The organism is Vibrio splendidus (assembly GCF_001557875.1).
Taxonomy (GTDB): domain Bacteria; phylum Pseudomonadota; class Gammaproteobacteria; order Enterobacterales; family Vibrionaceae; genus Vibrio; species Vibrio splendidus_F.
Map to the genome: position 1 here is coordinate 68,014 of NZ_LNRF01000012.1, position 21,508 is coordinate 89,521.

At 47.7% G+C, this 21,508-nt stretch carries 8 protein-coding genes; 3 read left to right on the forward strand and 5 right to left on the reverse strand.

What is annotated here, in order from left to right:
• From ATB74_RS20765 to hflX, 3 genes are all read left to right on the forward strand, one after another.
• The gene (locus ATB74_RS20765; RefSeq protein ID WP_060983551.1) at positions 1-1,113 is read left to right on the forward strand and encodes an ABC transporter ATP-binding protein; all 1,113 of its coding nucleotides are present in this window, start codon (positions 1-3) and stop codon (positions 1,111-1,113) included.
• 140 nt (positions 1,114-1,253) lie between these two features.
• The gene (locus tag ATB74_RS20770) at positions 1,254-2,393 is read left to right on the forward strand and encodes a S8 family serine peptidase (RefSeq protein ID WP_081090157.1); all 1,140 of its coding nucleotides are present in this window, start codon (positions 1,254-1,256) and stop codon (positions 2,391-2,393) included.
• 234 nt (positions 2,394-2,627) lie between these two features.
• Entirely contained in the window at positions 2,628-3,995 is a 1,368-nt protein-coding gene (gene hflX / locus ATB74_RS20775) for a GTPase HflX (RefSeq protein WP_061019596.1), read from the forward strand.
• A 96-nt stretch (positions 3,996-4,091) separates the two neighbouring features.
• On the opposite strand, the gene pfaD is transcribed toward hflX, so the two are convergent.
• The 5 genes from pfaD to ATB74_RS24525 are packed head-to-tail and all read right to left on the reverse strand — an operon-like array spanning position 4,092 to position 21,475.
• The gene (gene pfaD / locus ATB74_RS20780; protein ID WP_050052725.1) at positions 4,092-5,729 is read right to left on the reverse strand and encodes an eicosapentaenoate synthase subunit PfaD; all 1,638 of its coding nucleotides are present in this window, start codon (positions 5,727-5,729) and stop codon (positions 4,092-4,094) included.
• Between the two features lie 38 nt (positions 5,730-5,767).
• Complete coding sequence (locus ATB74_RS20785) at positions 5,768-11,713, reverse strand: beta-ketoacyl synthase N-terminal-like domain-containing protein (protein WP_061019597.1); 5,946 nt, start codon at positions 11,711-11,713, stop codon at positions 5,768-5,770.
• Positions 11,710-13,758, reverse strand: coding sequence for a PfaB family protein (locus tag ATB74_RS20790; RefSeq protein WP_061019598.1), 2,049 nt, complete (start codon positions 13,756-13,758; stop codon positions 11,710-11,712). Before ATB74_RS20790 ends, ATB74_RS20785 begins: the two co-directional genes overlap by 4 nt.
• Positions 13,758-21,284, reverse strand: a complete 7,527-nt coding sequence (locus ATB74_RS20795; RefSeq protein WP_061019599.1) for a type I polyketide synthase — start codon at positions 21,282-21,284, stop codon at positions 13,758-13,760. Before ATB74_RS20795 ends, ATB74_RS20790 begins: the two co-directional genes overlap by 1 nt.
• On the reverse strand, positions 21,284-21,475 hold the full coding sequence (locus ATB74_RS24525) for a hypothetical protein (protein ID WP_081090155.1): 192 nt from the start codon (positions 21,473-21,475) through the stop codon (positions 21,284-21,286). Before ATB74_RS24525 ends, ATB74_RS20795 begins: the two co-directional genes overlap by 1 nt.
• Positions 21,476-21,508 lie beyond the last annotated feature (33 nt).

The following is a 21,508-nucleotide window of genomic DNA, read 5'->3' on the forward strand; positions in this document are numbered from 1 at the left end:
ATGGCAACATTAGATTTAAAACAGATCCGTAAAACCTATCGCAACGCGGACAACGAAACGTTAAAGGGCATCGACATTAGTATCGATTCGGGGGAATTTTTGATACTTGTCGGCCCTTCGGGGTGTGGAAAATCCACCCTAATGAACACCATTGCAGGGCTAGAGAATATTAGCTCGGGTGAGATTGTGATTGATGGCGTAGACGTGGCGCAGGTTGAACCTAAAGACCGCGACATAGCGATGGTCTTCCAGTCTTACGCTCTTTATCCAAACATGACGGTACGCGGCAATATCGCTTTCGGTTTGAAGATTCGTAAGATGCCTCAGGAAGAGATCGATGCTGAAGTCAATCGAGTTGCTGAAATGCTGCAAATCGAACAGTTACTTGATCGTAAACCATCGCAGCTTTCTGGTGGCCAGCGTCAACGTGTCGCGATGGGCCGCGCTCTGGCTCGTCGTCCTAAGCTGTATCTGTTTGATGAGCCGCTTTCTAACTTGGATGCCAAGCTGCGTGTTGAGATGCGTCATCAGATTAAACGTCTGCACCAGAAGCTCAACACTACGATTGTTTATGTAACCCATGATCAGATCGAAGCAATGACACTGGCGGATCGCATCGCAGTAATGAAAGATGGTGAACTGCAGCAACTAGGTACACCACAAGAGATCTACACTAAGCCAAATAACATGTTTGTGGCTGGCTTTATGGGGTCACCGTCAATGAACTTCATTAAAACCATGGTGGATTTGGATGAGGAACAGAATCCGATTATCAAGGTGGTTGGCACGGCAGATCAAGAACACCACATTCGTTTGCCACAGAGTATGCGCGACCAAGATGGCAAAGAGTTGGTGATTGGGTTGCGTCCTGAACACATTACTGAGCAAGAAGGTGATGATGTGTCGGCAACCACGAAGCTAGACTTACAACTGGAGGTATTGGAACCGACAGGGCCAGATACTATTGCAATGGTCAAAGTGAATGACCAAGAAGTGGCGTGTCGTTTGTCACCGGAATTTGAGGTATCGGTTGGTCAAATGGCACCACTGCATTTTGACTTATCAAAGGCGGTATTCTTTGATGCACAGACAGAAGCGAGAATTGATTTTTAAGTGTTGCTAGCAAGTTAGTTTTACCAAACACCTCATCATTGGATGGGGTGTTTTTGTATCAGGACAGACTAATTGTCATGTTGATGATAAAAAGCTCAGTAACGACTATGCTTTATGAGGTATTAATTTTTGGAAGAAGGATATCTGTAATGAGAGTCCAAATGTTTGCAGGAGCAATGTTACTTGCTCTTCTTTCCTTTCCTGTATCTGCTGTTGTTAATCATGATTTGAGAGACAGTTATATTGTTGTTCTTAAAGAGAGTACATCGGAGTCTCGGGCGAGTGATATCGCGCGTGAAGTTGCCAAAGGACACGGTGTGGTGGGGCATCAATATAGCCACGCCTTGAAAGGATTTTCTCTTAAGGTCCCAGAGCAAGCTCTCAAAGGTCTTAAAAATAAGTTCCCCGAGATTGATTATATTGAGCCTGATATCGTCATGCACGCTTTACCTCGAGGAGGCAAACCTAATCGAGGTGGAGATAGTGTTGAGCGAGATCCACAACAGATCCCTTGGGGGATCACCAGAGTTAACGGTGGTACTGGTGATATGAGTGGTGCCTCCGTCGTTGCTTGGGTTATAGACTCGGGTATTGACAGCGACCACCCAGATTTAAATGTAAATAAATCCCGAGGGGCAAATTTTACTCGCGGTAAGAAAAACAATACTAATGATGGTAATGGGCACGGTACGCATGTAGCAGGCACCATTGGGGCTTATGATGACGGTTTTGATGTCGTTGGCGTTGCTCCCGGTGTACAGGTCATTCCCGTACGAGTGTTAGATAACAGTGGTAGTGGTTCAATGTCGGGCGTGATTGCAGGTGTTGATCATGTTGCACGCTATGGCGCCTCTGGTGACTGTGCCAATATGAGTTTGGGAGGCTCGGGATATTCGGCGGCCTTGGATAGTGCAATTAAAACAGCGGCAGCAAAAGGGATATTTTTCTCAATTGCAGCGGGTAATTCAGGCCAGGATGCCAGTGGTTTTACGCCAGCTAGCACCAACGGCACGAATATATTTACTATCTCCGCATTTGGTGAAACTAGCGATAACTTCGCTTACTTTTCCAATTATGGTTCTGATGTAGATTACGCTCAACCGGGAGTTGATGTGTTATCGACCAAAGCGGGGGGAGGAACAGTTTCTTACAATGGTACCTCAATGGCGGCTCCTCACTTTTGTGGAGTACTATTAGCCACCGGAGGCTCATTCTCTTTGGATGGAGCCGTGAATAATGATCCCGACGGATCTCCTGACCCTATTGCAGTGAGTAATTAATTCGTTTGACAGTGTTGATAGTTTAAGTGGTGTAACAAATGCCGTTGTAGGCAATAAAAAGCGACCTGTTGGGTCGTTTTTTATTGTGAATAATCATCGAGTAGACAGTTAATTATCATCAAAGCTGATATTTAGTGTGATGTGGCTATATAAAGCTGACGTAGAAACGCGTAGGATCGACTCAACTTTAGATCAAATACTAGGTTGCACTTTGGTGCATAAACAGAAGAATACATGAAACTAACAGCAAAACCCTCAGCTAGTAACGCTTTACTTATTTCTATTACGACACCGGACTTCAAAGGTGACGAAGCAAAAGAGTCTCTTGCCGAACTTGCTCGCTTAGTAACAACCCTAGGGTTTAAAGTGGTCGGTACTCAATCGCAGCACCACAGTTCAACTCAACGACAAAACGTGTTGGGTGCCGGTAAGCTTGCGGAAATTGCACACCTAACTGGTTACCAAGGTTCGATTGAAGAAGCTGAAGATGAAGACTTCCTTGATGAATCTGGTCTGTTTGATTCAGAAATCGACGAGCTAGATTTTGATGATCTTCCAACGGGCGACTTTCAATACGGCGCTGCTGATGTTGTGGTATTCGACTGTGATTTGAGCCCGTCTCAACTGCGTAATGTCGAATCTCACCTAGGTGTCGAAGTTTTTGACCGTACAGGCATCATCATTGAGATCTTCAGTCGCCACGCTCGTACTCGTACTGCTCGCCTGCAAGTTGAAATCGCTCGTCTAAACTACTTAGTTCCACGACTTCGTGAAGTGTCTGAGGGCGACAAAGAACGCCAAATGGGCCAAGGTGCGGGTGAAACATCACTAGAACTTGACCGTCGTAAAGTACGTGACCAAATCGCAGCGCTTAAACGTGAGCTAGTAAGCGTACAAGATGAAATGAAGAACCGACGTACCAAACGCGCGGAGCTTTTCACTGTTGCTTTAGTTGGCTACACCAATGCCGGTAAGTCTTCGATGATGCGTGCAATGACCGCAACCGAAGTAGTGGGTGAAGATAAACTGTTCGCAACGCTAGATACCACGGTTCGTGCGCTTCAACCAATTACTCAGCCGCGTATTCTGGTTTCGGATACAGTGGGTTTCATCAAGAAATTGCCACACGATCTGGTTGCTTCGTTCCACTCAACGCTAGCAGAAGCACATGATGCTTCATTGCTGCTTTATGTAGTTGATGCTTCTGATGTTTCATTCCGCGCGCAGCTGGATGTAGTACACGACGTATTAGCGCAAGTGGGTGTTGAAGGCAGCGAAAAACTATTAGTGCTGAATAAGTGCGATAGATTGACTGAAGAACAGCAATTAGAGCTGATCGAAGAATTCCCAGATGCGATGCTAACGTCGACTCGTGATCCGCTGGATATCACTAAGCTACACAAATACATCGTTGGTGTTGCAGAAGAAGGCATGATCGAAGAAGAGATCACTATCCCTTATTCTGGACAAGGCATCATCGGCGAGATTCGCTCAAACATGAGTGTGGTGAAAGAAGAGTACGACTACGAACATATCAAACTTACAGTTCGTTCAAGCGCAATTGATTTAGCACGATTGAAAAAGCGTATGCAGAAGTCTTAATCTTTTAGCTAGTTTAAGAAGAATGAGCAAAAGAAAAGCGACCCGATAAGGTCGCTTTTTTATTCGTTGAGCTTAATTAACGCTGTATTGAAATGCCTATGCCATTCTTTGCGTCGGCTTCCAACGTGCGAGTTCTGGGTCAAGCTTGATGCCCTGTGAAGTCAGAAGGTTAACACGCGCTAAGTACGCCGCACCGTGCATCAGATGCTTAGCAAGGTCGACCGCATTACGCTGTTGATAATCGTCTAGGTAGCTGTCTTTTGCCCATGCGTTGAATGCACCAAGTGCAGGGCCTGCCCATACTTGGTAATCCATTTCACGACCTTGTTCACCCGTGTTTGACCAACGGCTAGAAAGTCCTAAGTACCAACGGAAGATCAACGCCATTTTACGTTTCGGGTTACCTTCAGCACGTTCGATCTGTTTAGGATCGCGCTCGTTAAAGTGCGCCACAGTGCCAGCCCAAATATCATCCAATGTTGAACGGAATACCTGCTTCTCGAGCTTTTGACGCTCTTCAACTGGAATCGCTTCAATCGAGTCGTAACGTGTGTAGATCTCGTACAGCTTGTTCGCACGCATTGGGAATAAAGTGCCGCGTTTAACCACTTGCAGTTTCACGCCCATTTCGAACATGTCTGCCGCCGGGGCCATAGTCACGTCAGCCATTTCAGTTGTTGAAAGCAACTTACGTGTGTGCTCGCTCGCGCCAGCCTCAACACACGCTTGGTTGATTGAACCAGTAACAATGTAAGCTGCGCCCATGTTAAACGTTGCTAGAGCAGCGTCAGGCGTACCTACGCCACCACCACAGCCAACACGCAGCGGTGTTTTGAATTGGTACTGTGCTTGGATTTGCTCTTTCAGTGCCAGAATCGTTGGCAGTAGGGTTACTAGCGGACGATTATCAGTGTGACCACCAGAATCGGCCTCTGCAGTAATGTCATCAGCCATAGGAACCAGCTGAGCCAGTTCCATCTGTTCTGCTGTGATTCGGCCTTCATCTACCAAGGCTTGCAGCATTTTCACCGGAGCTGGTTGCATGAACTTGCTCGCAACTTCAGTACGGCTTACTTTGGCGATTACCTTGTTACCGATCTGAATCTCACCTTGTGCATCGCGGCTAAGACCTGCTGCACGGTAGTGAACGATTTGCGGTGTTAGACCTAAGAAGGCAGAAGCCTCAACTGTTTTCACTTTGTGCTTTAAAAACAGCTCTACACTGCCGCGCTCTAGTGCGGGTTCGCTTGGGCTGTGAATCAGGTTAAACGCGTAAGGTCCGTTTGGTAGTGCAGCCTGAATGCGGTTAATCGCTTGCTCAACGCGAGACGGGATTAAGCCTGCCGCGCCAAATGAACAAAGAATGCCAGCTTGACCAAGCGCAATCACCAACTCTTCAGATGAAATGCCGTTTGCCATTGCACCAGCATAGTAAGCGTATTTCACGCCGTGGCAGCGACGAAAATCTTCGTCGCCTAGGCTTTGTGTACCAAGAGCAGGAGCAAAAGCGCTAACGGGCTGACTGTTCGCTGAGCTTGCTGAATCGCCCGATGCAATCTCAGCTTGTTGGCTTACGCCTAAGCCTTTTTCAGGGTGGTTTACTACGTAACAAGCAAGGCTTAAATCTTTCAAAATTGTCGACATTGCTGCGTTATCGAAACGCGTTGTGTTCTCTTCGATCTGCCAAGGCCACGGAGATAGCTTTTCGTTATTGATTGTAGTTTGAGTTGTCATACTAAATTCTTTCCTAATTCTCTGTCTCTAATGGCGGCTTATGCTTTATCGATAGCAGGGGCTTCTTCGATACAAATCGCGATGTCTTTCACTTCGTAAATACGCAGACCATCTTTGCTCAGGTTTGCGTCACCAACGATGATGCGTTTACCGTTTTCATCTTTAATCGCAGTGATGTGTACATCCAGAGACATCTGTTTGTTCAGAGGGTTAATCTGACCACGGTATTTCCATTTCACTTCAGATTGGATTTGACCAAACTTCGGATTGCGGAAGCCAGCGCCAAGATCTTTGTTTAGCGCGTAGGTTTGCATCAGTTCGATGATCGCTTCAACACCTAGAGAACCTGGCATTACCGGATCTTGATGGAAGTGGAATTGGAAGAACCAATCGCTTGGGTCAATCGTGCGCTCAGCGTATAGGTAACCAAGGCCGTCTTTACCACCATCGCTGGTGATCTGCACGGTATCGATGAAGTTCAAGCGACCGCCAGCCAGTTGGTAGTGCTCTTGCACTTCACCAGTAGCAGAAACAGGTGCATTGAAGTAACGAGTCGTTTTGTCTAGCAGGTTGATGTTTACATCCGGTGTGCGGTTGTTATCAACGTGCCAAGGGTGAGTCACTTTACCGTTGTCCAAACCAAGTTGGTCTTTCAGTGCTGCGCCTTTGAAGTAACCAAATACAGCGGTACCTTGGTAGAAAGGCACGCCGTCGGTGCTCAGTTCGAAGCTGAAGCTCTGTACGATGTTGGTGCCCATCATTACCGTTGAAAGCAGACGAGAATCGTTGGTAATCGTTTTGCCACGCAAGTCGACGTTACGCAGCATTTTGCCGCTGCCGTCTAGGTTACGGAAAAACAGCTCTTCACCTGGGAAGCCCAATGTGGTGCCCATATAGCCAGAGATGAAGCCGTTTGGCTGCAATGAAATCTCCATCAATACCGAGTAAGGCATCAAGGTGTGATGGCTGTTTTCATCAAAGTACCATGCATTTTCTGGCACTTCGTATTCTGCGATACATGATGAAGGTTTCTTGAAGTCGCCACGCTTACCGTCGATTTCAACCACACGTGTAGTTAACTGTAGGTCGCCACATGGAGTACGTGGTGGAATCATCCCGCGATAGATAGAAAAATCAGGACCAAAACATTTCTCGATATCGCCAGTCGCGAATTCGAACATGTGATAAGGCGTGAACGGAACCGTATCGGGTGTGCGGTTCGGGTAATCTGGAGTCACCGGCGCTTCAACGTGTTGAAGTGGAATTACCCCTTTGTTTGGCGCAGTTTCTAGGTCTTCAATTTGCGCCATGAGTGGTGCATTTGCTGAAGCTTGTTGGTTCACTGCTGGTGTATGACCCAAGTTTTCGATAACAGGGGTCGCGACAGCTGTTTCTAAAGAAGGTAGGTAACGAGTACATTCGTCGTCTTCTTTGATCATCACACCCAAGTTTTGGAAATCAACAATCACTTTGCCGTTGAGCAAGATATCGATGTTGGCTTTCGCGTATGGGCGAGGGCTTAGATCAATCTCAGTCACTTCCATGCGGTAAGTAAGTTCTGCCGATTGTGGTAGAACTTGACCACGACAGCGTACTTGCTGAGGCGCATTTTCAAGAGGCTGGAAACGACCATTTTGAACAAGCGTGTGCATGCCAAGGTGCATCATGAAGAATTGCAGCAGTTGACCACAACCTTCTGCCATCAAAGAGCCAGCCATTACTGAGTCATCTTTGAAGTGACAAGGGAAGTACCAGTGCTCAGGCTCTAGCTGCTTGTGACCTTCAATCAGACCAAGTCCCCATGTGCCGCCTTGCGGTTCAACACGGCTGACCTTTTCGATCATCATGAACTTCTCAGAGCTGAAGCATAAAGAAGGCTGATGGCGATCAGATTGGTGAGTTGGGCCAAAACACTCGGCAATGTTTGCAGTCAGTAGGTGGCGCAGTTCTTGGTGGTTAAACTGCGTTTTAGGGCAGTGCAGCATAGGGTCGAAGCGTTGCTTAGTTGCAAGCTTACGAGCCTTGATTTCATCTTCAGTGTGAATCACACCTTTGCCATCTGCTAGCTCTTCATCAGTGAAGAAACCTGCACAACCGTTATCCATTTTCAGGATCATCTTGTCGCCAACGAAACATTCGTACGAGAAGAAGAACAGTAGCGTGTCGCCATTGCGAGCAAAGCTGTTGATTGAGATGTCGTAACGCAGTGTGTCGCCACCACGAGGCAAGTCGCCAAGGAAGGTCAGCGTGCAATCAAGCAAGCGATAAACGCGCTCGCCTTTGTTTTCAAAATCAATGCCTAAGTAGCTGATCAGCATTAGGTCACATTGACCAGATTCAACCGCGACAGCCCAAGGGATCTGACCATCAACAAGATACGGCGCATCAACAGGGATGTCGTATTCAGTGGTCATGGTGCTTGGCTTGTACTCGTTTACTGTCGCGTTGAGCTTGGTCACACGAGATACCAATAGGTAGTCGGTGGTTGGTAAGCGAACGCGGCGCGAGTAGCTATCGATGATCGCGTAATCAGGGCCAAATACATTCGCAATATCACCTTCCGCGTATTCAACCAGATCATCGTAATCCCAGATACATGGCTTACGGATAGGTTTTACTGGTGCTGGCGTCGTAAGTGCGTTTACTGGCATTGACTGAACCTGAGTCGATTGAGCTTGTACAGGCTGAGTTGACGTTTGTTGACCAGTTATTTGTTGACCACTCGTTTGTTGAATCAGGGCATTGCTATCTAAACCAGACGTAATTGCGTTTAACTGTGCCTTTAATAGCGCATCAGCCATCTGCATGCCTTGGGCACGAGTGTGCAGGAATGCTTTGTGAACTTGCTGGGCCGCTTGCTGGTTTTGAGCAAAAGCTTGGTTATGTGGTGTTACAGACGGTTGTAATGCTGCATCCGTCTTAGCGTCGATTTGAGACGCGCCATTTTTAGCGGATAGGACATGAGTCATATTGCTGTGGTTACCTGTTAGCTGACTGTGGCGAGTTGGCGCCAGAGTAGGGGATACTGATGTAGGAGTTTCGATTACTGGCTCTACCGCGTTCTGCGCTAATGTTTTCTTCTCTAACTCTTTTTGCGCAAGGGCTGCTTGAATGCTTGCTGTCGTTGGAATCGACGCCACTCTTGCTGCTTGTTTACCAGAAGCTTTCTGTTGAATCGTTGCCAAGTTGGCCACTGGGGTTTGAGCAATATGTTGATAGATATCGCGACCACCTAATGTCACTTGCTTAACCAATTGACGTTTAGCATCGCTCGCTAGTTCATTGCTTAAACGAACGGAAAGTGACTGAGATTCAACACTCGACTGGCTTAGTAGCAGCTGTGAACATTGTCCTTCGCTGATGTTGGCAACAATCGCGCTCTTAGAGCTGATGTTTGGATTCAGAGACTCAAGGTTTAGGTTGAGCAGGCCGTGTAGCAGACTTGCCATGCCAGAAGCTGCAGAGCAGTGACCCACACGTAGACTTGCTTGAGTGGTCTTGGTTACACCTAGATTGAGAGATACAAGCTCGTGTGATGAAGACTCTGGTGCATGGTTAAGCTCAAGCAGAGATACATCGTTCGAGCCGATGCCTGCTTGAGTCAGTAACTCATCAGCAACGGCGTTGCTACGCTCGCTTGAACCAAAGGCCAATGCATTGATGCTGCCGTAAGCCGTATCTTGGTTTCCGGTGGCTCGACTCTCTTCAACAAGAACGATTGCACCAGCGCCTTCACCGACATTCCAACTGCCGTCTTGCGGTTGTCCGAATTTAGGATCAAGTGACACTGGGCTCACGCTGTTCTTCAGAATCACATGTTCTGCGCTGCCGCTAAGGTCAACGGCTGCAATCACGACTGCATCCATGGATTCTTGCGACATTAGGTTTTGTGCGACATCGATACAACGAGCAACCGACTGTTCAGCGGCTGAAATCGTAAAGGCAGGGCCGTTAAAGTCCCACAATGAAGAGATGCGCGAAGCCATGATATTACCGATGAAACTGGTGTACTGGTTCAGCTTGGCTGCGTCCATCACACTGTCCATCGCAATGGTTTCTAGCGCTTGGTATTCGTCTTGTGTCAGCTCAATCCCCATGTTGGTAAAGCTGTCAGCCAATTGGCTATGCAGGTTTACGCGTCCACGGAATTGGTGCATTTCAAGTTCTGTTTCCATTGCCACTAAAACCGCAACCTTTTGACCTGCCACGAGCTTGGCATCTTTGATGGCTTCGTCTGCAACTTTCATCAGTAGCAACTGCTGAGAGATCAAACGGTCATCTTCATTAGGCGGTACTTTGAAGCGTAGGAAATCGAGGTCGAATTGATCGATGTACGCGCCATTTGGAATGCCGTGTAAACCAAACTGATTCAGCAGTTCTGGATGTTGGTCTAAGCCTTTCCAGCGTTTCTTCGGCAAGGCAATGAAAGCATCGCTGTTAGTCTCAATCGCAGTGCTTAGTGCATTGATGCTTTGCAGAGAACCGAAGTGAGACGCGAGACCAGTAATGCTTAAATTAGGCGATTGTAGGCTTGGAGATGCTGACTCTTGAGTCTGGTTTGCATGACCCGTACCTGAATACGCTTCAAGCAGTAAGTGAGCATTACAACCACCGAAACCAAATACAGAAACACCCGCACAGCGCTCTTGGTTGCCCGCTTTACTTGGCCAAGGTTGCACTTGTGTTGGTAGCGTCTGTGAACCAAATAAACCTTCTGGCGACGATAGCGGCTTGTCCAAATTAATACTTGGTGGAAGCACGCCTTCTTTCATCGCGAAGATCATCTTCATGATCCCTGGCATACCTGCTGCCGTCAGCAGGTGACCGAGGTTTGACTTCGCAGAGCCAATCAATGGCGGGTTAGAGCCATTCAATTTGCCAGCAAAGAAACGCTCCATTGAGGTTAACTCAACCTTGTCACCTAATGGTGTGCCGGTTGCGTGACACTCAATCACTTCAATGCTGTCTGGTGATAGCTTTGAAGCCTCGTAAGCGCGTTCAAAGGCTTGGACTTGTCCCTTGCTATTTGGACTTAATACGAACTGGCCACGGCCATCGTTCGACAAGCCAATACCGCTGACGACTGCGTAGATGTTGTCGCCATCACGCTCTGCATCAGCTAAGCGTTTTAGCACTAAAACACCGGCACCTTCGCCAGCAAACAGACCTTTACTGTTGCTATCAAACGGAACCGAAACACCGTGGTCTGGGTAAGCGTGGAAGATGGAAAAACCCATGTTGATAAAGAATGGGTCAGCACCGGATACCGCGCCTGCCAACATCATGTCGGCTTTGCCCGTGTTCAAGTAATCACACGCTAACTTCAATGAATACACTGAGCTTGCACATGCCGCATCTAGGCTAAGTTGTACGTTGCCTAAACCTAGCGCATCAGCCACTAACTTAGAGGCGTTGTGTGCTGCTGCACCGTTGATCGGGTTGAGGTCTTGAGCAGTTTCATTGGTTGGTAGCAGTGAAAACTGGTCATTATTCAATTTATCTTTAAGTGCTTTCTCGACCACCGAGTGATACATCGGCAGAAACAGGTCGTTTGAGCGTGTGGTTGGGAACGAAAGGGCACCCATGATCACGCCTGTGCGCTCTAAAACATCGGCATTCAAATCAATGCCAGCGTCGACTAAAGCCTTACGACTGGTATCCAAAGCCCATAGGAAACTCTGGTCAGCACCTTTGAATGATTCGGCTGTTAAGCGGTAGCCATTGCCATCGAAATTGAAGTTTTCGATGTAGCCACCTTTATCACAGTAAAAGCGGTCTGACTCACCTTGCACACCCTGATAGCTTTCAGGCTTAGCACCTAACTTTTCAGCGCTTAATGTGGTTCGAGAATCTTTTTTGTTCAGCAAGTTTTGCCAAAAATCTTTTGGCGTATCAGCTTCCGGGTATTGGTTGGCAATACCGACAATCGCGATCTTATTGCACTTCACTTGCTGCTTATTCTGAGCCTGATATTGAGAACTCATACTAGCTCTCCTTGATGATTCACTGCGCTGCCATGAGACACAACACTTAATTGCTTAGCGGTGGTGATCTGTTGTTCTAGCCCTTGAAGAAGTGGCTCGACAGACAGTGGAATTTGATGAGTAATGAGCTGACCAATGCACTTGATGAGCGTGACAACATCATCACCACCCTTGGCATTGGAAGCGATTGAGCTGTACTGGTCTGCTACGTTGTCGCTGCGGTTGATCTTGTCGATCAATGTACTGGTTTGACGATCGGCACCTACTTCGACAAACAGGCGCGCACCTTGTTGACGAGCACTCTGGATCAACGCGGTGAAATCGAGCGTTGAACAGAAGGTGTCGGCAATCGAAAGGGCGATACTATCGCTGTCGATATTGATTGGGGCGCCAGTCGGTAAGCCTGCTGCGCTGATAAAGCGGATATGCTTTGGCAACTCGTCGAACAGTGGCTGCGTGTAAAACTCTCGCACTTGGTTGTGTTGGCTCAATGCTGGCGTGGTGTGCATTGCAGTAACACGGTTCGCGGCAATACCACGTTTACCCAGTTTCTTGAGCAGAGAACGACAGGTGCTTTCACAACCTGCTAGCACGCAAGTATCACCTTGGATGATAGCGAGATAAGCGCGTGGGAATTCTGGTAAAAGAGCCTCAATCGCTTGCGCATCACTGCGAACCACAAAGCTGTTCCATTGGATACTTTCGTCGCCGTTCAGCTGCCAATCTTGACGAACTGCGGTGAGTTCACCAGAAATAGCCGTCGTGAAAATAGGGCTAGTTTGAGTCATCTCAATCAGCGCATGTGGGTTCTTCCAAACATTTAAGCTCGCCCACATGGAAGCTTCACCTTTGGAGTAGCCTAAGGCGAAATCTGGCTGCACTTTGAATTCATCACACAGCAGTTGTGTTAACAGATAACTACTGCCCACACCTGCAATGGCCAATTCACTGAGTGACATTTCTTGCGCCTTTTCAGCGTAGGTTTTTTCAGCCTGCAGCATCTCTTTCAAGTTACCTTCGCGCTCTAAACGAGCAAATAACTGTGGGAAATGGTGGTGAAATTCGCGCAACATACCGGGATAAACCGTGCCAACACCAGGGTAAACAAATGCAACACCACCTTTACTTTGAGGCATAGGTGAGAAACAACTGCCCGCTGGCGTTTTGTATTGGCTATTGTCAGCCATTACTTTTGGCAACGCATTTTCTAGCGCTGTGATCTCTTGTAGTGCAGCATCAATTGAAGCACCTTGAATCACGATATTCGCACCGCGGTCAGCATTGTGTTGAATGCTTTGGAAGTGACTTAGATTTGAATGCATCATGGTGGCGATAGCAAGTTCACGGTCTGCCGATTCGTTAACGCATTTAAGCTCTTCTCTTAACGAGGCTAACAGAGAAACCAATTCGGCTTGTTCGTTGCCAGAAACTACAAACATCAAACGCTCGCTCGATAGCAATGGTTTCGGTTCTTGCAAACCGGTCGCTTGAGTCAATATCAGGCTGGTGGCTTTTTGGCTATCGTCACTGAAAGTTAACGCAGCAACACGTGCTTTGTTCGGCTCAGTGAACCAGTAATGGCTCGGCAATGAATGACTCGGCAATGAACGGCTCGATATTGCATTCACCATATTCAGCAATTGACCAAACTGTTGCGAAGCCGATAAGTCAGAGTGTTGCTGTTGATGACTTAAATCTGTAGCGGGGCGGCGCGCAATATCCAGAGCAAGCTGAATGCTATCTCCGGTAGCTGTATCTACAAAACCCGCTAGATAAGCGTGTGGATGAATCTTGTTTTGAGCAGCCCTCAACGCACTCAACATCAACAATGATGGTGAGTGAGAATCCAAACAAAGTTTAACAACATTACCTTGATTGACTGTCTCGATGGCGTGAGCAAGTGCTTGATTAAAATTGCCATCAACCAAAACAGTAACAATCTCTGGAAGCGAAGGTGATAAGTCGGCAGAAAGCTCAGCCGCGTTTGCTGGCTGAGCTAAAAGAGCGATGCGCAATGGCATCGCTTTATTAGTAGGAACAGTCACTATGACAATTGCTCCTTTTCTGGGTTCTTAGTCGCCTCTTTCTTTGATACTGCTGAGCTAGACTTCGGCAAAAATGCGTCGTTTAAGCTCTTGCTGATGGTGACTTTGGCACCTTTCATTACTGCGCTTAAACGACCATCTTGGTGGTAAAGCGAGATATCAGCTTGCAGCGAACGAGCCGTGCTTTTTATCACGTTCAGTTCTAGCCAACCTTTGTCACCATTGTGCATTGGTGCGTAACAAATAAACTCACCAATTGCAGACGGTAGGCTTGCCGCGCCGTATTTCAATCGAGCCCATACCAACATGGCTTGCAACAGATAATCTTCTGCAAATGGCTGGCTATCACCAAAACTTTGCTTCGGAATAAATGATCCGCAGTCGCTGTTTTCAATCTGAGGCAACTGGCATTGAGCCAATAAGCCTAAGTCGTCAAAGCGCTCGACTGAAGTAATACCTTGCAATCTTGGTCCGTGAAACAGAGTGCCATCACTGTATAGAGCTTGCGCCGTTGTTACTGGTGTTGAAGAGTTAGCTTCAAAGCGTTTTGTCGACGCTTGTTGAACATCTTCAGACACTTGCACAGAGGCAACTTGCAACTGAGCTTGATACTGTGGTCGCCCTTGGCAACTGATCACCGCTTTTAGCTGAACTTTTGATTTAGCATCAGAGGAAAGAACCAGCTTCAGCTCTTGCACTTCATCAGTATCAAAAATCACACCCTTAAGCAGTTTGTAGTTGTGAACGCTAACGTTCACCCCTAACAGTTGCTCAGCCACTTCACGCATCCATTGGATGGCACACACTGTCGGTAACACTGGGTTACCGGCAATGCAGTGATCTTGAATGAAAGGCAATGCCTTAGGATCAAGATGACGTGTCACAGTGATGCTTGTATTCAGCGGACTCTCTGCAAGATGCACAGACTCCGCATTAAGCTTTTTTACAGCAGCTTCCTTGTTGTCAGAACCTTGCATGCTCGTACCAACCAGCAGTTGAATGCCAGTTTCGTTCAGTAGTTGAGAGCTAAACAGTTCTGCACCTGCCTGAAGAGGAATTACGTACACACCACGCTCTGTAAACATACGTTTCAGTGCTGCGTTTACCATGCCGCCGTCCCACGGTCCCCAGTTGAAGCTCATTACTTTCGCTTGAGGGTTACGCGCAGACAGTTGTAGAGCCGCTTTGTTTAGGATCTCGTTAGACATCGAGTAATCGCTTTGGCCTGTGTTTCCATAGAAACCCGCCGCCGAAGAGAACATCGCAATCAGTTTTAACTTGCCGCTATCAAGACCACCAAGAACCGCTTCTAGTCCACCCACTTTGGTGCCGTAAACCATGTTCAGTTCATCAAGCGTTTTGTCTTGAATGTGTTTGTCAGCCAATACACCTGCGCCGTGGATTAGCCCCGTGATGCCGTCGAAATTCGCCAGTGTTTTCGCTACAGACTCATGGTTCGATACATCTAGGCTTAGGTATTCAGCGCTCGCGCCAATCTCGTTGAAAGCGGCAAGTGCTGCGTTGATTTCAAGGCTGCTCAATACCGGTTTTAGCAAGGCATCAACTTTTTTCGGTGTTGGTTTGTCACCTGTTGCTTGTAGGTGAGCGATAGCCGCTGGTTTTAGCTCTTTCTCTTGCTTGCCCTGTGCCCACTGAGGTAGCTCAGCTGAAGTAATATGCTTACTACGACCTGCAAGAATGAAATGAGATTTACATTGCTTAGCAAGCGTCAGTGCACATTCAAACGTCACGCCTTTAGCGCCACCAGTTACCAGAACTTTATCGCTCTTGGTGAGTTGAGCGCCTGTGTTTTTAGTTTGTGCAGCACCTGGTGTTGCAGCAATCAATGTTGCACGACCAGATTCACCGTTTTCCGCATGGCTAAGGCCGATTTCAACGGTGTTGGTATCGATATCGAACAGTTCGCCTATGATAGCTTCAGCTAGGTGACGAGCATCAATAGAAGCGTCAGCATCCAATGCACGGCAGAACACGTTTGACCATTCATGGCTCAGTGTCTTAGTTAGACCAGATAGAGCCGCTTGGTTAAGTTCTGCATTCGCTAATTGCTTAGTATCTAGGTAACCAAAGCCACCATCGATACGGCTTAGTGTGAAGAACACGCTACGACCAGAAACGGCATTCAGTTGGCCATTTAGGTGCTTGGCGAATAAGAACGCTGTCGTCAGTGAAGCTCTTGAGTCTGCATTCAAGTTAACCGCTTGCTCGTTGCTTTGTTTAGCATCAACGATAGCTTGTAGGTGAATGAAGCCCGCAATCACTTTGTTCGACGTTTTAAGGTCTGCTTCGATGTCGTTAATAACTGCAGTCACACCAGCATCATCGACGCTGTTGAGTGTGTAGCTTGCGATTTCACTGTTTAAAGGTGACGCGGCAGAAAGAGCACTACGCACTACAGCAACTTGAATGCCGTTAGCGGTCAACTTTTCTGCTAGAACACCGGCGTTGTGACCATCATCTGTGATCACGACACAAGCGTCTTTTGAGAAACAATCGACGAGTTTATCTGCCGCTGGTAGCTTTTTTAGCGCTACCTCATTGTGTGGAGGAAGTTCCGCTGTCGCTGTTTCTGCGATTGGCGTTACTGAATCTGCTTTTGGAGTCGCTACGGGTGCAGCAGATAGCTTGCTTTGCATGTAGGTAACGATTTCACCAAGCGTACGACACTCAGCTAAGTCTTCAGGGTTTAGTTCTGGCAGCGTTGGTAGCTGGTCTTGAACAGTACCCAGGATCTCAACGCGTTTGATTGAGTCGATGCCAAGGTCTGCTTCCATATCCATCGCTAGGTCGAGCATTTCTGCTGGGTAGCCTGTTTTGTCGGCAACCACTTCCATCATTGTGGATTGAACATGCGCAGGGTTTAGGTCGTTGCTCGTGCTTTCTGCGGCGGCTGTAGCTGCTACTGTCGCAGTTGCTGCGTTAGGAGCTAACTTGCTGTTCATGTAGTCAACGATTTCACCCAGAGTACGACACTCAGCTAGGTCTTCAGGGTTCAGCTCTGGCAATGTTGGTAGCTGGTCTTGAACCGTACCAAGGATCTCAACACGTTTGATTGAGTCGATGCCAAGGTCAGCTTCCATGTCCATTGCTAGGTCGAGCATTTCTGTTGGGTAGCCCGTTTTATCAGCTACTACGCTCAACATTGTGCTTTGAACTTGTTCTGCGCTTAAACCGTTTGATACTGCTTGCGCTGGTGCAGATGCTTGAGCTGCTACTGGAGCAGAAGCTGGAAGCTTGCTGTTCATATAGTCTACGATTTCGCCAAGAGTACGACACTCAGCGAGATCTTCAGGGTTCAGTTCTGGAAGAGTCGGTAGCTCGTCTTGAACTGTACCTAGAATTTCAACACGCTTGATTGAGTCGATACCAAGGTCAGCTTCCATGTCCATTGCTAGGTCTAGCATTTCAGTCGGGTAGCCCGTCTTCTCTGCTACCACCTCTAACATCGTCTTCTGAACAACAGCTGCATCTAGTCCATTGTTAGCTGCTGCTGGAGCAACTACTTCCGTTTGTGCTGCAACTGGTGCAGAAGTTGGGAGCTTGCTGTTCATGTAAGCAACAATTTCGCCAAGAGTGCGACATTCAGCTAAATCTTCAGGGTTCAGCTCTGGTAGGTTCGGCATTTCGTCTTGAACGGTACCAAGGATCTCTACGCGCTTGATTGAGTCGATACCAAGGTCTGCTTCCATGTCCATTTCTAGATCAAGCATTTCCGTTGGGTAACCCGTTTTCTCAGCGACCACTTCTAGCATCACTTTTTCAGCATCGGCTGATTGTACTGCCACTGGTGCAGCCACAGGAGCCGGTTGCGCTATAACTGGCGCAGGTTGAGCTGCAACAGGCGCTGCCGCTTGAGCCGCTACTTGTGGTGTAGGAACGGCTTTCTGTACAGGAGCTTGCTGAGCTGCTGTCTTTTGAAGCGGTGCAGCTTGAACTGGCGCCGCTTGTACAGGAGCAGTTTGCACTTGAGCTACAGGCTGCTCAACGATAGCTGTTGGAGTAGCTTGAATCGCTGGCTGAGCATTTACAGAAGCAACGAAGGTTGGTTGTGCTGTTTCGACTGAACCTTGCGTCAGCATGTTAAGTGCTGAGTTGTTGCTGTGCGCTTGCATCTCTAGGTAATGAGCGTGAGCTTTTAGCGTCTCTGCTTGGTGCTGGTGGAACATCTCCATAGAACGTTGTAGGTTTTCAGGAATTGCTACGCCTGCTGTTGCCATTTTCGCTTGTTCAGACATTAGGGTGTTGAACGTGTCACCGTATTGCTGAGGAATCGCAAGGAACTGCTGATGTACTTCTGCTGCTTGTTGTTGAGCATTGAAGAACGATTGCAGTGAAGATTCATCAACGGTTACTTGAGCTGCTGGCTGAATAGTTGCTGGGGCAGTTTGAACCACTTGTGATTGTGGAGCAGCTGTTGCTACTTGTGCTCTTGGTGCTGGAGCAGTTGACTGTTGTACATTTGAAGCTTGAGGAGCAGCCACAGGTACTTCAACGATTTCTGTTTTAATCACTTCTTTTTCCACGATTTTCTCGACTTCAACTTTCACTTCAACAATCTCAGTCTTTTCGGTGACGTTGCCCGAAGCCAATGATTGATCCATTTTCTTACGAGTAGCAGGGCTGATGTAGTTGGTTGCATTCAGCTTGATGTTCATTGGTGATGCCTTCGCAGGTTCAGCAATGTCAGCTTGGTAAGGGTCAATGTTGTCTAATGAAACACCTGCCACGCATAGTTGAACTGCAGCTAAACGAAGCTGTTGGTCACTGTCGCCTTTAGGGCTTGGGTTGATACTGATTGCGTAAAGCTCTTCGTTCTTATCAGCCAATGTTTTCTCAACCAGCTTTTGAAGAATGTTTTTCGGACCGAACTCAACGAATACACGCGCGCCTGCTTCATACATCGCTTCAATTTGCTCGCTGAAACGAACCGATTGCAGCATGTGCTGTTTGAATGCTTTCTTAATCGCTTTAGCGTCTTTGCTGTACAGCTTGCCCGTCGCATTTGAGTAAAGCGGCAGTGTTGGAGCGCTGAATGATGCTTTATTAATTGCAGAAGCAAATGGTTTTTGAGCGTGAGCAACAAGCGGTGTGTGGAAAGCGCCAGAAACTGGCAGAGCAATCGCTTTGAAGCCTTGTTCAGTTAGCGCTTGTGCTGCTTGTTGAACCGTCGCAGTTGGACCTGCAATAACCAGTTGAGTCGGAGCGTTGTAGTTAGCAATACTCACGCCTTCAAATTGGCTGATGCAGCTTTCAACGGCTGGAAGTTTGTCTGCATCTAGGATGACTGCAAACATAGTACCGCTGTCGCCTTGATCAGGTGTCGCTGCCATCGCATCGCCACGAGCGAAAGCTAGCTGGTAGTAATCGTCTTGCGAGATAACACCCGATGCACATAGTGCGCTTAGTTCACCAAAGCTGTGGCCTGCCACCATGTCTGCTTTGAAGCCAGCTTGAGTCATGATGTCGAACTGACCCATAGACACAGTACCAATCGCACTTTGCGCGTTGGCCGTGTTGGTTAACACAGCTTCTTGAGCTTTGGTTGCTTCTGGTGTGAAGGTTGGAATTGGGAACAGAATTTGCGACAGAGCCGTTTTCTTGTGCTGACCAAATACTTGATCCGCTTGAGCAAGCTGTTGGCGCATTTCTGGGTAATGACAAGCAAGCTCGCGACCCATGTTGAGGTATTGCGAACCTTGACCTGCAAATAGTGCCGCAACTTTACCTGCACCGTTTTCAGCAATCAGTGCTGACTCACGGTAGCTAGTACCGTTCGGCATCTGCCAATGTGTTTTGGTTTGGCTCTCAAGCATAGAAATCGCTTGAGTCAGTTGCGCTTGAAGGTCTGCTTGGTCAGTCACGACTAAACCAAGACGAGCATGCTGAGCGTTTACTTCACGTAGAGAGTGTTGCTCAGCAAGTGCTTCCAGTTTGAACGCAGCATCGGCAGCTTGAGTTGAAACCTGTTTTAGCTCGTCGATCAGTGCTTGGCGAGATTCTGCGCTGAACAACAGAGTTTGCGGTACTTGGCGCTGACGGTATTTGTCACCGCGAGCGTGCTCTGGCGTGTACTCTTCTAATACAACGTGGAAGTTAGTGCCACCAAAACCGAATGAGCTGATACCTGCACGGCGCGGTGTGCCGTCGACACGTTGCATCCAAGGGCGCGTTTGTGTGTTTAGGTAGAATGGTGAGTTCTCGATATCCAATTTAGGATTTGGAGCCGATACGTTGATCGTTGGCGGAAGTACTTTATGGTGCAATGCTAATGCAGCTTTGATTAAACCAGCAGTACCTGCGGTTGATTTGGTGTGACCAATTTGAGATTTCACAGAGCCTAACGCAATGTGTTGCTTCTCTTCGTTGTTCTCACTGAATACCGAGTTTAAGCCACCAAATTCAGCCACATCACCTGCTGCGGTACCTGTGCCGTGCGCTTCTAAAAGGCCAAGCGTGTACGGTGCGAAACCAGCATCATCGTAAGCGCGTTTTAGTGCTTTTGCTTGTCCTTCAGGCCGAGGCGCGTAGATACTCTTGAACTTACCGTCCGAAGAAGAACCGACACCTTTAATCACAGAGTAGATTCTGTCGCCGTCGCGCTCAGCATCTTCTAAGCGCTTAAGAGCAACCATGCCGATGCCTTCACCAATCATCATGCCTTTGGAGTCGATGTCGAAAGGTTGAATGGTTTCATTAGTGGTGAATGCAGGTGTTTTCGAGAAGCTCATGTACATGGTTGGTGAGTTATCAGTACACACACCACCAGTGATCATCATTTCACTGCGGCCTTCAACCAGCTCACTCAGCGCCATGCGCATTGCGGCTAGAGAACCTGCACACGCAGCATCTACTACACAGTTAATGCCACCAAGGTCAAAGCGGTTAGCAATACGACCTGAAATAACGTTACCCAATGAACCAGGGAACGAGTTCTCTTCCCAATGGATGTATTGGTCTTGGAACTTTTTGATCAGCATTTCGCTGTCTTCGTCGTTGATGCCACTGCTCTTGAAGACTTTTTTCAAAACCGGGTATTGAAGACGAGCATTTAGGCTTTGAGCGATCTTCTGACCACCACCCACACCGAGCGTAATACCGATCTTATCGCGATCGTAACCTTCAGGAAGTTTCGCATCTTCAAGTACTTCTTTTGCCACGATCAGAGAAAGCAGCTGTGACGTATCAGTCAGTTCAAGGATATTTGGCGGAAGACCGAACTCCATAGGGTTGAAGTCAACTTCTGGGATGAAACCACCGCGCTTACAGTAAGACTTGTCTGGCGTCGTACGATCTGAATCGTAGTAATCTTCTGGACGCCAGTGCGTATCAGGCACTTCGGTAATTGCATCGATCTTTTCGCTGATCAAATCCCAGAACTTGTTTAAGTAACGAGAGTTCGCAAACATGCTTGCCATTCCAACGATAGCAATAGGCATGTCTTTAAGACGTTTATTAAGTCGAGTGTCGTCGACTGATTCCGGTGTATTTTTTTCGGGTTGGCTCATTATGAGTCTCCACTTGAAATCACTGAGGGCGATGTCGTGTTTTGAGGCTGCGCTTTTAAAGCTATAGAAAGAAAATCTGAAACAGATTTAGGGAAGCGCAGCTGAAAATTCAGGTTGCTGAGTGGCGGCAACCAGATAGAAATTAGGCTTTCGAAGTGCGTTGACTTACGAGAGTAGGGGAGGTGTTTCATGCGCGACGGTGGCATTCAAATGTTGAGGCGATG